Origin of the sequence: Microvirga lupini (genome assembly GCF_014191055.1) — a bacterium.
Classification (GTDB): domain Bacteria; phylum Pseudomonadota; class Alphaproteobacteria; order Rhizobiales; family Beijerinckiaceae; genus Microvirga; species Microvirga lupini_A.
On record NZ_JACHWB010000002.1, the window covers coordinates 872687 to 886107 of the forward strand.

12 protein-coding genes are annotated in these 13421 nt (G+C 64.4%); 2 read left to right on the forward strand and 10 right to left on the reverse strand.

Going from position 1 to position 13421, the window contains the following annotated elements; translation table 11 throughout:
- Positions 1 to 4: 4 nt before the first annotated feature.
- From FHR70_RS11215 to FHR70_RS11235, 5 genes are all read right to left on the reverse strand, one after another.
- Positions 5 to 1054, reverse strand: a complete 1050-nt coding sequence (locus FHR70_RS11215; protein WP_183450264.1) for an AbrB family transcriptional regulator — start codon at positions 1052 to 1054, stop codon at positions 5 to 7.
- Between the two features lie 124 nt (positions 1055 to 1178).
- Entirely contained in the window at positions 1179 to 2381 is a 1203-nt protein-coding gene (locus FHR70_RS11220) for a pyridoxal phosphate-dependent aminotransferase (protein ID WP_183450034.1), read from the reverse strand.
- 113 nt (positions 2382 to 2494) lie between these two features.
- Positions 2495 to 2929 carry a large conductance mechanosensitive channel protein MscL gene (gene mscL / locus FHR70_RS11225; protein WP_183450036.1) on the reverse strand — a complete coding sequence of 145 codons (435 nt, stop codon included), beginning with the start codon at positions 2927 to 2929 and terminating at the stop codon, positions 2495 to 2497.
- 56 nt (positions 2930 to 2985) lie between these two features.
- Positions 2986 to 3513, reverse strand: a complete 528-nt coding sequence (locus FHR70_RS11230) for a VOC family protein (protein WP_183450038.1) — start codon at positions 3511 to 3513, stop codon at positions 2986 to 2988.
- 11 nt (positions 3514 to 3524) lie between these two features.
- Positions 3525 to 3959, reverse strand: a complete 435-nt coding sequence (locus tag FHR70_RS11235) for a DoxX family protein (RefSeq protein WP_183450040.1) — start codon at positions 3957 to 3959, stop codon at positions 3525 to 3527.
- Positions 3960 to 4060: 101 nt separating this feature from the next.
- Here FHR70_RS11235 and FHR70_RS11240 point away from each other — a divergent pair, with 101 nt between their 5' ends.
- Together FHR70_RS11240 and FHR70_RS11245 are read left to right on the forward strand one after the other, a co-directional pair.
- A complete protein-coding gene (locus tag FHR70_RS11240) occupies positions 4061 to 4975 on the forward strand; it encodes a LysR family transcriptional regulator (RefSeq protein ID WP_183450042.1) in 915 nt (304 codons plus the stop codon).
- Positions 4976 to 5047: 72 nt separating this feature from the next.
- Positions 5048 to 8557 carry a PAS domain-containing hybrid sensor histidine kinase/response regulator gene (locus FHR70_RS11245; RefSeq protein ID WP_183450044.1) on the forward strand — a complete coding sequence of 1170 codons (3510 nt, stop codon included), beginning with the start codon at positions 5048 to 5050 and terminating at the stop codon, positions 8555 to 8557.
- 50 nt (positions 8558 to 8607) lie between these two features.
- Here the strand turns inward: FHR70_RS11245 and FHR70_RS11250 are convergent, their stop codons facing one another.
- The 5 genes from FHR70_RS11250 to FHR70_RS11270 all read right to left on the reverse strand — a co-directional run bounded on the left by FHR70_RS11250 (position 8608) and on the right by FHR70_RS11270 (position 13374).
- Entirely contained in the window at positions 8608 to 9306 is a 699-nt protein-coding gene (locus tag FHR70_RS11250) for an aspartate/glutamate racemase family protein (RefSeq protein ID WP_183450046.1), read from the reverse strand.
- A gap of 9 nt (positions 9307 to 9315) precedes the next feature.
- A complete protein-coding gene (locus tag FHR70_RS11255; RefSeq protein WP_183450048.1) occupies positions 9316 to 9939 on the reverse strand; it encodes a 2-hydroxychromene-2-carboxylate isomerase in 624 nt (207 codons plus the stop codon).
- 52 nt (positions 9940 to 9991) lie between these two features.
- Entirely contained in the window at positions 9992 to 10540 is a 549-nt protein-coding gene (locus FHR70_RS11260) for a thioesterase family protein (protein ID WP_183450050.1), read from the reverse strand.
- Positions 10537 to 11046: a DinB family protein gene (locus FHR70_RS11265; RefSeq protein ID WP_183450052.1), complete on the reverse strand. Its 510-nt coding sequence runs from the start codon at positions 11044 to 11046 to the stop codon at positions 10537 to 10539. The genes FHR70_RS11260 and FHR70_RS11265 overlap by 4 nt, the downstream gene beginning before the upstream one ends.
- Before the next feature lie 123 nt (positions 11047 to 11169).
- Positions 11170 to 13374, reverse strand: coding sequence for an FAD-dependent oxidoreductase (locus FHR70_RS11270; RefSeq protein WP_183450054.1), 2205 nt, complete (start codon positions 13372 to 13374; stop codon positions 11170 to 11172).
- Between the last annotated feature and the right edge of the window lie 47 nt (positions 13375 to 13421).

Sequence of the window (13421 nt, forward strand, 5' to 3'; positions counted from 1 at the left end):
AACCCTATTCCGCAGCCGCGGTCTTGCCCCGCTGGAGCCAGCCGATCAGGAACGGTAGCACGAGCCCGATACCGAGGAAGCGGACGAGGTGGTGGATGCCCACATAGAGCGGGTCGAGTCCCAGGATCAGGGCAAGCACCGTCATCGCCTCCAGCCCGCCCGGCGCGAAGGCGATCAGGCTGTTGGCAAAGCTCACGCCTGCCAGCCAAGCGGCCAGACCTGCGAAGATCGTCGCGACTGCCATGGCCACCGCGAAGGAGCCGAGGGCCGCAAGGAAGGCGTTCTTCAGGGTCGAGCGCTGGATGTTGCGGAACCGCTCGGCGATGAAGAGGCCGATCAGAACGAGACCACCGGTGGCGATGACGGGAGGGATGACGCCGGTCACAAACTCCGTGCCGTGACTCACCGAACTCATGATCGTCGCGCCCAGCAGGATGGGGGCTGCCACCCTCAGCCGGTTGAAGACGGCCCCGAGGGCAATCCCTCCGAGTAGAATGATCGCCATCCCCTCCGGGCTCTGGATCGGGAGCCCCTCCCCCACCAGCGCGCTCGAGTGTTCGGCGCCGCCGATGACCACCACGATGCTCGGCAGGAGCGCGATCAGGACGAAGAGGCGGAGGTTCTGAGCGATGGCGATGGAGGCGACGTCCGCCTTGCGGTCGATGGCCACGGCAATCACCGTCGAGAGCGCTCCGGGAGCAGAGGCCAGCAAGGCATCAAGCCTGCGCCAGCCGGAAACGCGAACGAGCCAGAAGGACGAGGCATAGGAGATCGCAACAATCGCGATCACCAGCATGATCAAGCTGCCAGGATAGCGCCCCATGGCCGAGATGGCCGCAGGTGTCACCGCCGCCCCCATGGCGGCGCCCGAAACCATCATGGCGGCATCGGCGAGGGCATGGGGCATGGTCACGGCCCGGCCGGTCAACCCCCACAGGACAGCCGCTACGGCGGCTCCCGACAGCCACGCGGCTGGAACGCCAAGCCAGTGGAACACGAGGCCACCGAGAGCGGCGATCAGAATCTGGACGAGATGGGCAAGCACGAGACGCATCACGGGTTGCTCAATGGACACCCTTTCGCCTGCGGTCAAATGCCGATGATGCGCACAAGCCATGCGGTCAGCGCCTGTCGGGCACAGCCCAGGTTTCAGCAAAGCCCAGGAAAGTGCTCGGAGCTTACGCCACGAGCCGCGGCAGAGCCTCGCTGATGCGGCGAACCGCCTCTTCCACGTCCTCGGGCTTGCGCAGGTAGCACAGGCGCAGATAGCCCTCGCCCGCCTCGCCGAAGGCGGAGCCCGGCGCGAGACCGACATTGGCCTCGTCGATGAGGCGGAAGGCAATGTCCTTCGAGCTGGTCGCCCCTTTGATCTTCAGGAAGGCATAGAAGGCGCCGCTCGGCGGCGGCAACTCGACGAGACCAGTCTCAGAAAGCCTCCCGACGATCTCCCGCCCCTGGCGGGCGCGGACGATCTGATCGGCCAGGAAGCTTTCTCCCTGCTCGATGGCCGCCACGCCGGCACGCTGAACGAAGACCGGCGTTCCCGAGGTCTGATACTGCACGAGATTCTCGATCACCTGCCCCAGTGCAGGCGAGGCTTCAAGCCAGCCGAGCCGCCAGCCGGTCATAGCCCAGTTCTTGGAGAATGTCTGGACAAAGAGGATCTTGTCCTCCGGCTCCATCACATCGCGGAACGAAGGCGTGCGTCCGTCGATGGTGAGCGCAGGATCATGAATGAAGCGGCTGTAGATCTCGTCCGCCACGATCCAGAGGCCGTGACGGCGGGCGAGATCGAGCGCGGTACGAAGATCGGCATGGCTTGCCACCCAGCCTGTCGGGTTCGACGGCGAATTAATGACGAGCACGCGGGTGCGCGGTGTGATCGCTTTTTCGAGGCGCTCGAAATCGAGGTGAAAGCCTTTGTCATCGATCGTCATCGGCACCGGCACAGGGCGTGCGCCCGCGATGGTGATGGCGCCAGCGAAATTCGGCCATGCGGGCGTCGGGATCAGCACCTCGTCGCCGTTGCCCGCGAGCATGCGGAAGGCAAGCTGCATGGCCGGCATGCCGCCGGAGGTGACGAAGAAGCGCTCGGGATCGAAAGCCTTGCGGTAGACCTGCTCGTGGTAGCGGGCAATCGCCTGGCGCAGTTCGGGGATGCCGCGCTGATAGGTGTAGAAGGTCTCGCCCTTCGCGAGCGACTGCGCCGCCGCCTCGCAGATGAAGGATGGCGTCGGCAGATCACCCTCGCCCACCCAGAGCGGAATGATGCCGGGCTTCAGCCGGCCATAGCTGAACACGTCGACGATGCCGCTGGTCGGCGCCTGCTCGGCCTCGGGCCGCAGGTTGAGAACGGACGGAATCGAAACAGACGCATTCATGGGAAATTCCTTGAGAAGCCGGCGAACAGGGATGGCCCGTCCGGCCTCTCAAGGCAAGCGCCGAGTGCGTCGCATGACAAAAGACGAAGGGTCTGATCGAAACCGGTGATGATTCAGAGCGTCCGGCCCGTCTTCAGGAGGTCGCGGATTTCCGTCAGCAGCTTCACATCGGCAGGGATTTCGGCCGGCTTGTCGGCCGTGCCGGTCTTGGCGTCCTCTGTGCGGCGCATGCGGTTCATGCCCTTGACCAGAAGGAACAGGATCCAGGCGATGATGATGAAGTTGATGGTAACCGTGATGAAGTTGCCCCAGCCGAGCACGGCGCCCTGCTTCTTGGCCTCTTCAAGCGATCCCGCCGTAACGTTGCCCGAAAGGGCCGTGAAGTAGTTCGAGAAGTCGAGGCCGCCCGTCACGGCCCCTATGATGGGCATGAAGATGTCGCCGACGAGGGAATCCACGATCCTCCCGAAAGCGACACCGATGATGATGCCGATGGCGAGATCGACCACGTTGCCGCGAAGCGCAAACTGCTTGAACTCATTCCACATGGCGGGCCTCCTGTTGCTTGCTCTCAAGCTTCAGGCTGCCCGATTCAGGAATTTCGTCAAGCGGTTCGACTGGCAAGGAGGCCTTGGAGGTCCAGGCGCTCGGTGACCATGGCGAGCTCGCCGTTGGCCGTTCGCGGCCATTGATCCTCGGGACGATCGACATAGAGCTCGATACCGTTGCCGTCGGGATCGCTCAGGTAAAGCGCCTCGCTCACTCCGTGATCGCTTGCGCCCTGAAGCGGAATATTGGCTTGGACCAGCCTGTAGAGCGCATCGGCGAGAGCCGCCCGGGTCGGGTAGAGGATCGCCACATGATAGAGCCCCGTGGTGCCGGGAGGCGGCGGGGAGCCGCCCTTGCTCTCCCATGTGTTCAGCCCGATGTGGTGATGGTAGCCGCCGGCCGACACGAAGGCGGCCTGCGTGCCGTAGCGCTGGATCAGCTCGAAGCCGAGCACACCGCAATAGAAGGCAAGCGCGCGATCAAGATCGGCTACCTTCAGGTGGACATGGCCGATCCTGACGCCGGGATCAATGGGTCGTGCCGCTGGCTTACCAGAAGCGTCGTGGGATATGGGCTTGATCATCGGAACCGACCTCAGGCTGAACGTGCGTGGAGCACAGGGGCAGTCCTGGCCGATCCGGTCCGCACCGCAAGGGCGCCATCGCCCAGAAGGGCCTGAGCCACGAGAGCTGCGATCCAGAACGCCAGGTATTCCCAACCGCCATTCGGGTTGTTGAAGAAGAACCCGGCCGGGCCATGCACGAACACGATGGCGCCGAGCAGAATTGGAATCAGGGCGAGCGACACCCAGCGGGTGAAGAAGCCGAGGATGAGGGCAATGCCGCCGAGAGTCTCGGCCGCGATGGTCAGGTAGGCCAAAGCCGGCGGCAGGCCAAGGCTGCCGAAGAACTGAGCGGCACCCGCAGGCGTGAAGACGAAGACCTTCAGGCCGGCATGGGCCAGGAACAGGACGCCTAGAGTGATGCGCAGAATCAGGGCGGCATAGGGAGCAGTGCGGGTGTCGATCATCGGAATGTCTCCAGAATGGAACCTTCATATGATCTCAAACCACTGATAAGATAATAAGCGCCTTGGAATATGATCTCACACTCATAGAGTGAAATATCCTTATGCTCGACCGTGTCACAAGCATGCAGGTCTTCGTTCGTGTCGCAGCTCTCGGCAGCTTCTCGGCGGCAGCACGAATGCTTGATCTCTCCCAGACCATGGTGACGAAGCACGTGGCCGCTCTCGAAGACAGGCTCGGGGTCAAGCTGCTGCATCGCTCCACCCGCAAACTGGTGCTGACCGAGGGCGGACGGACATATCTGGCCGCCTGCGAGCGCATCCTGGCCGAGATCGAGGAGGCGGAGGCCTCCGCCAGCCTCGACCGGATCGAGCCGCGCGGGACCTTGCGGCTCAACGTGCCCCTTACCTTCGGCTTTCGCCACATTGCCCCCGCGCTGCCGGAATTCGCCCGTCTTCACCCGGCCGTCTCCTTCGATCTCGGCCTCGCCGACCGCTACGTGGATCTCATCGAGGAGGGGTGGGACCTGGCGATCCGGATCGGACGGCTGAAGGATTCGAGCCTCGTCGCCCGGCGCCTCGCCCCATGCCGCACCGTGGTCTGCGCCGCTCCCTCCTACCTGAAGCAGCATGGAACGCCGGAAAAGCTCGACGATCTCGCCCAGCACAACTGCCTCGGCTACACCCTGCCCAGCGCCATCGGGGCGAACCGCTGGACCTTCGGCCAGGATGGCGAGACGGTCGTGCCGGTGCAGGGCAATCTGCGGGCCAATAACGGCGATGCCCTGCTCGCTGCAGCCGTTGCCGGACAGGGGCTGATATACCAACCCACCTTCATCGTGGGAGATTGCCTGCGCGACGGCAGGCTCGTGCGGGTGCTCGGCGGCTACCCGACCTATCAGCCCGGCATCCATGCCGTCCTGCCCTCCGGCCGTCAGGCGCCCGCCAAGGTACGCGCCTTCATGGCGTTCCTGGCACAGCGCTTTGCGCCGGAGCCCGATTGGGACCGCGGTCTATGACCGGGTAGCGGTGGTCTTCGCATCCTTTACCGGCTAAAGCTAATCCACGTCTGTTTTCGAGGGTTCACGCCTATGGTTGCCACCTGGGCCGTCGTGTTGTCGGCACTGGTCTATCTCTGCTTCCTGTTCACCGTGGCCTATTGGGGCGACAACTGGGGGCGGCGCTTCGTTCAGGGACCGGCTCGATCCACGATCGCGGCTCTTGCACTGGCCGTCTACTGCACCTCCTGGACCTTCTTCGGATCGGTCGGGCTTGCCAGCCATTCGGGCTTCGATTTTCTCGCCATCTATATCGGTCCGGTCCTGGTGATCGGCTTAGGGTTCCCACTGGTCGCCCGGGTGGTGCGGGTGGCGAAGACCCAGAACATCTCCTCCATCGCCGACTTCGTCGCTGCCCGCTACGGCAAGAGCGAAAGAGTGGCGGCCCTCGTCAGCCTCATCGCTCTCATCGGCTCGGTTCCCTACATCGCCCTGCAGCTCAAGGCGGTCTCATCGTCGCTCGACGTGTTCCTGACGGCAGCGAACGGCGCATCCCTGACCCAGTTGCCGTTCCTCGGCGATTTGGCTCTCGTCGTCGCTCTCGTCCTGGCGGGCTTCGCCGTCGCCTTCGGGACGCGTCACACGGATGCGACCGCCCATCAGAACGGACTTCTCCTTGCCATCTCCATCGAGTCGCTGGTGAAGCTGATCGCCTTCCTGATTGTCGGCGGCTACATCACCTTCGTAATGTTCGGCGGCTATGACGACATCGTCCAGCGGCTCAACGCGCAGGGCACCACCTCCGCCCTGATGGAGCGGACATCGGGCTTCGGCAGCTACATCACGCTGATCCTGCTCTCGACCTGCGCCACCCTTCTGCTGCCGCGCCAGTTCCATGTCACCGTGGTGGAGAACCACGACATCGCGGACCTGAAGCGTGCGGCCTGGCTGTTTCCGCTCTACCTCGTCCTCATCAATCTTTTCGTCGTGCCCATCGCCCTGGCAGGCCTCGCGGCATTCCCGGAGGGCGCCATCGACCGCGACATGACCCTGCTGGCGCTGCCGCTGTCGGACAAGGCCGGGACGCTGGCGGTGATCGCGTTCCTCGGCGGCTTCTCGGCAGCGACCGCCATGGTGATCGTCGATTCCGTCGCCGTGGCGGTGATGATCTCGAACCACCTCGTCATGCCCATCGTGCTGCGGCGGCGCGCCTTCTCAGGCATCGATCCCGGCGGCTTCGTGATCGGCGTGAGGCGGATCTCCATCGTTCTCGTCATCCTGCTGGGCTATGCGTATTACCGCGCCTCTGGGGAAGCGGCGCTCGCGGCGATCGGGCTTCTGTCCTTTGCCGCCATCGCCCAGGTTGCGCCGGCCTTCATCGGCGGCCTGATCTGGTCGCGCGGCACGGCGCTCGGCGCCAGCGTCGGGCTCGTGGTCGGCTTCATCACCTGGGCCTACACGCTCCTTCTGCCGAGCCTCGTCTGGGACGGCGTGTTCTGGTCGGATGTGGTTGTGACCGGCCCCTTCGGTATCACGGCTTTGAAGCCGACATCGCTCTTCGGAGTCGATCTGCCCCAGCTGACCCATGGCGTCATCTGGAGCCTGACACTGAACATCCTGTGCTATATCGGCTTCTCCCTGTGGCGGCCGGTGACGGCCATGGAGCAGATCCAGGCCAACGTCTTCCTCGGCGAGGCCGCTGCTTCCGCGACGCCGAGCTTCCGCCTGTTTCGCGCCAGCGTGAGCGTCGGCGAGCTGCGGGCTACCGTCGCCCGATATCTCGGCGAGGAGCGGACGGTCCGGTCCTTTGAAGGGTTCGCTCACAGCCGCGGACAAAATCTGGACACGCGTGCCGAGGCGGACATCCATCTCCTGCGCTATGCGGAGCACCTGCTGGCGTCGGCCATCGGCACCGCATCCTCCCGCTTGGCCCTGTCGCTGCTGCTGCGCCGCCGCACCGTCTCCACGGAAGCCGCCCTCAAGCTGCTCGACGATGCCTCGGCGGCGATCCAGCACAGTCGAGATCTTCTCCAGCACGCCCTCAATTACGCCAAGCAGGGCATTACGGTGATCGACAGCGACCTGCGGCTGCTCGCCTGGAACCAGGCCTTCCTCGACCTTTACGACATGCCGCCCAACTTCGTGCAGGTGGGAATCGGCATGGAGCAGATCGTCCGCTACAACGCCTCGCGCGGTTCCTATGGGCCCGGCAAGATCGAGGATCTCGTGGAGGCCCGCCTCCACTCATTCCGGCACGATGTGGAGCCGGTGCGCCTCAGGCTCTATCCTTCCGGCAAGGTGATCGAGATCCGCTCGAACCTTCTGCCTGACGGCGGCCATGTGACCACCTATACGGATGTGACCGAAACCGTTCTCGCCGAAGAAGCGAGCCGCCGCGCCAACGAGACCCTGGAGCAGCGGGTGCGCGAGCGAACCGAGGAGCTCACGCGCCTCAACGAAGCGCTCAGGAACGCCAAGGCGGAGGCCGATGAGGCCAACATCTCGAAGACGCGCTTCCTCGCCGCCGCCTCGCACGACATCCTGCAGCCACTCAATGCGGCGCGCCTCTACGCCACGTCGCTCGTGGAGCGGGATCGCGAGGCAGGCGACGTGACGCTGGCCGAGAACATCGACGCGTCGCTTGACGCCGTCGAGGAAATCCTCACGGCCATCCTCGATATCTCGCGCCTCGATACGGGCGCCATGAAGCCGCAATGGTCGAGCTTCCGCATCGACGAATTGTTCCGCCAACTGCAGCGCGAATTCGAGCCGGTGGCCAAGGCCAAGAACCTCAAGCTCACCTTCGTCCCCTCCTCTCTGACGGTGCGCTCGGACCGACGGCTCATGCGTCGCCTTCTGCAGAACCTGATCTCCAACGCGATCAAGTACACGCCCTCGGGACGCGTGCTCGTCGGCGGGCGCAGGCGCGCCGGGAATCTCGTTCTCGAGGTGTGGGACACCGGCCTTGGGATCCCGGCTTCCAAGCAGCGGGTCGTCTTCCGCGAGTTCCAGCGCCTGGATCAGGGAATGAAGGTCGCGCGGGGTTTAGGCCTCGGCCTCTCCATCGTCGAGCGCATCGGCCGCGTGCTCAAGCACCCGATCACGCTGAACTCCGAGGTCGGGCACGGCTCGGTGTTCCGGGTCGAGTTGCCGGTGGTCGCGGCTCTTCCGGCCAGCGCCGCAGCGCCTGAGCCGCCGAAGGCTCCAGCCACCGTGCTGTCGGGCCTGCGCGTGCTCGTCATCGACAACGAGCCCGCCATCCTGGAAGGCATGCGACTTCTGCTGACGGGATGGGGCTGCGAGGTTTGGACGGGTTCGGATCTTGAGACGGCCCAGCAGGCCCTGCGCGCGAACAGGGCGCTGCCCGAAGTCATCATCGCCGATTATCACCTTGACGACACGGATGGCCTTGAGCTCATCAAGGCCCTGCGCTGGAAGACGCAGGTCGACACACCCGCCGTTCTCGTGACAGCCGACCGCACGCCCGCCGTGCGCGAGGCCGCTGCCGCGATGAACATCCACGTTCTCAACAAGCCGCTGAAGCCCGCGGCTTTCCGGGCGCTGCTGACGCAGTGGCGGGCAACGAAGGTGGCGGCAGAGTAAAGACAGGCTCCTTCGTCATGGCCGGAACAAGTCCGGCCATGACGGGCGTATCACGCAGCCTTCAGCGCCCAATCCACCGCCGCCACGGCGTGGATCGTCGTCGTATCGAACAGCGGCACCGCGCTGTCCTCATCCTTCACCAGCAGCATGATCTCGGTGCAGCCGAGAATGATACATTGCGCGCCGCGCTCGATCAGGCGGGCGATGATGGCGCGATAGGCCCGGCGGGACTCCGGCCTGACCTGCCCGAGCACGAGCTCCTTGTAGATGATCTCATGGACGATCCGGCGGTCGTCCTCGTCCGGTACCAGAACGTCGAGGCCGTGGCGCTGCTGAAGCCGGCCCTTGTAGAAATCCTGCTCCATCGTGAAGGCGGTGCCGAGCAGGCCGACCCGCTCGAAGCCTGAAGCCTTGATCCTCTCCGCCGTCGGATCGGCGATGTGAAGAAGCGGGATGCCGACATTGGAGGAGATCGCATCGGTCAAACGGTGCATGGTGTTGGTGCAGAGCACGATGACATCGGCTCCGCCGCGCTCCAGCCGAAACGCGGCTTCCTTCATCATATCGGCGAGCCGCTCCCAGTCACCATCGTGCTGCAGCTGTTTGATCCCTTCGAAATCGAAGGAATACATCAGGCATTGCGCCGAATGCACGCCGCCGAGGCGACGGTTCGCCTCCTGATTGATGATGCGGTAATACTCGGCCGAGCTTTCCCAGCTCATGCCGCCGATGAGACCGATCGTCTTCATGGCGAGCCTTTACGGATTGGGCGTATAGGGGGCGCGGCCGCTCGCGAGCGCATCGGCGAGCAGGTCGAGCCGGTCCTGGCCCCAGAATACCTCGCCGTCGAGCACATAGGCCGGGGAACCGAAGACATCGCTCGCAACCGCGTTCTCGAGGTTGAGGGCATAGATCGCCTCGGTGGTGCTGCCGGTGGCCACATCCATCAGCGAGGACGAGTCGAGCCCGGCCTGCTCCGCCAGTTCCGTGAGGACGAGCGGATCGGCGAGATTCCGCTCCTCCTCCCAGACCGCAGCGAAAGCACGGCGCAGGAACGCGTCCGGGCTCTTGCCGGAAGCATTGATGGCGATCACGAACCTGTCGGCAAGGTTCACGTCGAAGGGCCAGTGCTTCGGGGTGATGTTGAAGGACAATCCCCGCTTCTCGCGCCAGCGCTGGAGTTCAAGGATCCGGTAGCGCTGACGGGCCGGGTGGCGCTGCGGCAGAGGCAGGCCGCCGGTTTCGGCAAAGACCCGGCCGAGAAAGACAGGCTTGTAATTGACCTCGGCCCCATGCCTCTGGACGATGTCCATGAAGGGCACATGGCCGATATAGGCCCAGGGGCTCACGAGGGAGAAGTAATAGTCGATGATGCGGGGCATAGGTCCGATTCGGAGTTGATGGGCCGGAACGGCGATGCTCCAGCTTGGACCATCAGGCCGCGCTCTTCAACGTCTCTTCTGCCCTGAGGAAGGCCTCGACTTCGGGAGCCGCCGCCGGCGCCTCTGCCTGAAGGCCGACTTCCGCCAGAAGGCGAGGCATCGACACGAAGCTTCGTTCCTTGCGGTCATAGAGCCCCGCCCTCACCAGAGAGATGGCGTTGAGGATGGTGCTGCCGTCCTTGGACTGCGAGACCAGCCTGTGCTCCATCACCACATGGGTGGCCGACCAGGTGAGGATGCGCGTTTCAAGAGTAAAGGCGCGAAAGGGCCTCAGCTCCCGCCGGAACCGGATCTGCCCCGCGCCGACCACCGGCACCCAGCCGTGTTTGAGGACGGGCCGCCACAGGCCGGAGCGGATCATCATGTCCGTGTGGCCGAGATCCATGAGCGTCCAGTAACGCCCGTTGTTCATGTGCAGCGACGTGTCGAGGTCGTGCGGCCAGACCCGGAAGGTGAGGCGCGAGACGTCCCGTAGCGGATCGAGCCTCGGTCGGACGAAAGAAGCGACGATCAGGTGCAGCAGGCGCAGCCAGAGGTTCATGTGAGGCCCATCCCGGACTGGCGCTGGAACAGGACGAGATCGAGGGAGGGGGCCTCAAGGCCGAGGCCTGTCAGCAGGCAGTGCACCTGTCCGCGGTGATGGGTCTGGTGGTTGAAGAAATGCAGCAGCGTTGGCGCCAGGGGCTGCTCGACATCGGTCGGGTTCGTGATCGTCCGGTAGCGGAAGCGCCCCGCGAGGTCAGCTTCGGAAAGGCCGTCGATATAGGTGACGATCCGCGCATCCTCGCTCTCGCGTGCAGCCCTGAGCTCAGCGAAGTTCTCGAAGAGGATGGCATCAAGCCGGTTCGGCGCCTCACCCTCTCCGGTGAACCGTCTCAACCAGATGCGGTCGGCAACGAGGATGTGGTTCAGGGTGCCGTGCACCGACTTGAAGAACGCCCCGCGATCGGCACGATAATCCGCATCGGACAGCTGCGCGGCCACCGCATAGATGCGCTCGTTGCACCAGGCATTGTAGCCGGCCATCATGGCGAAGTGCGGTTTCATGGATCACCTCCTCTTTCCTCTCCCGTCCCCGGGAGAGGGGCAGAGCCTATCCGATGACGTCCCCTCTCCCGACCTGCTACGCAGGTCACTCTCTCCCACAAAAGGGAGAGGGTTAAGCGCACGTCATGCCGCCTTCTTGGCTCCGGCACGTCCATAGAAGGTCTCACCGGACGGGGCCATGTCGAGCAGGATTTTTGGCGGCGCGAAGCGGTCGCCGTGTTTGGCCTGGAGCCGCTGGCACAACTCCACGAAGGCCTTGGCCCCCATGAAGTCGATGTAGGACAGGGCGCCGCCCGTATAGGGCGCGAAGCCGAAGCCGAGGATCGAGCCCACATCCGCCTCGCGCGGATCGGTGACCACGCCCTCCTCGACGGTGCGCGCGGCTTCCAGTGCCTGGGTCACGAGCAGGCGCTGCTTCAGCTCGTCCATGTCGATGAGCTCGGCCGCCGCCGGGTTCACCTGCAGATCCTTCAGCCCGGGCCAGAGACGCTTCTGCCCGCCTTCCGGATAATCGTAGAAGCCCTTGCGGTTCTTGCGGCCTAGGCGCCCTTCCTGCTCCACGAGCGTGGTGAGCAGTTGCTCCTGCTCAGGGATGATGGCGGCAGCGCCCAGCTGTGCCTTGGTGGCGCGCAGGATCTTGAGGCCAAGATCGACGCCGACCTCGTCATTGAGCGAGAGCGGCCCGACCGGCATGCCCGCCTGCTTGCCGGCCTGCTCGATCATCGTGGCCGGCACACCCTCCGTCAGCATGAGATGGCCTTCGAGGATGTAGGCCAGAACGCAGCGGTTGGCGAAGAAGCCGCGCGAGTCGTTCACGACGATCGGCGTCTTCTTGATCAGGCGCACGTAGTCGAGGGCGGTGGCGAGCGCCTTGTCGCCCGTCTCTTTTCCTAAGATGATCTCGACCAGCATCATCTTCTCGACCGGCGAGAAGAAATGAATGCCGATGAACTGGTTAGGCTCTTTCGATTGCTGGGCCAATCCCGAAATCGGTAGGGTCGAGGTGTTGGAGGCGAAGATGCAATCCGGGCGGATGGCGGCCTCCACCTTCTGGATCACCTCGGCCTTCACCTTCGGGTCTTCGAACACCGCCTCGATGACGAGATCGCAATCCTTGAGATCGTTGTAATCGGCCGATGCCGTGATGCGTGCGAGCAGCGCATCGCGATCCGCCGTCTTGGCGCGGCCCTTCATGATCTGGTCCGACACGAGCTTGTGCGAATGCGCCTTGCCCCTCTCGGCCGCTTCCACGTCGCGGTCGATGAGCACGACCTCGATGCCGGCATTCGCCGTGACGTAAGCCACGCTCGCGCCCATGAAGCCGGCGCCGATGACACCCACCTTCCTGAGGCTCGTCGGCGGCACGTCCTTGGGACGGCGCGCGCCCTTGTTCAGGTCCTGCATGGAGATGAAGAGCGTGCGGATCATCGCCGCCGCCTCCTTCGAGCGCAGGATCTTGGCGAACCAGCGCGACTCCACCTTCAACGCCAAGTCCATCGGCAGCTGCAGGCCCTGATAGACGGATTCCAGGATCGCGCGGATCGCCGGGTAGTTGTCCTGCGTCTCGCGGCGGTAGATGGCGTTCGCCGGCGGCCAGATCTGCATGCCGGCGGCGGAATAGACCTTGTTGGAGGGCAGCTTGTAGCCTTTCTGGTCCCACGGCGCGAGGGCCGAGCCGCCGCCCTTGATCCAGTCCTTCGCGGCCTGCACGATTCCGTCGCGCGGCGCGACTGCATGGACAAGGCCCATGTTGCGCGCCATGAGCGGACGGATCTGCTCGCCCTTGAACAGCATCTGCAGCGCATCGCCTGTTTGCATCAAACGCGCCACGCGCTGCGTGCCGCCGGCGCCAGGGAACAATCCGACCTTCACCTCGGGCAGGCCGACGCGGGTGGAATCCACATCCGACAGCACGCGAAAATGGCAGGCGAGCGCGAGTTCGAAGGCGCCGCCGAGGCAGACCCCATGCACGGCCGCCGCGAACGGCTTGCCGCAGGTCTCGAGACGACGGTAGAGCAGCGAGAGCTTGCGGGATTCGTCGAAGAAGAACTGCATCGCAGCCTCCTCGCCCTTCTCCTTTGCAAGCTTTGCATACTCGGCGCCGAGCCCCTGGAGCATGGTGAGATCCGCGCCGCCCGAGAACGCCTCCTTGCCGGAGGTGATGACGCAGCCCTTTATGGCCTCGTCGCCGGCAACCTTGTCGATGATCTGCTCCAGTTCGCTCATCACTTCAGGCGTGATGACGTTCATGGAACGGCCGGGCATGTCCCAGGTGGCAAGCGCAATACCGTCGGCGTCAAGCTCGAAGCGGAAGTTCGTGAAGTTCATCTCATCCTCCCTCGGACCTCATCCTGAGGAGCCCGCCTTGGCGGGCG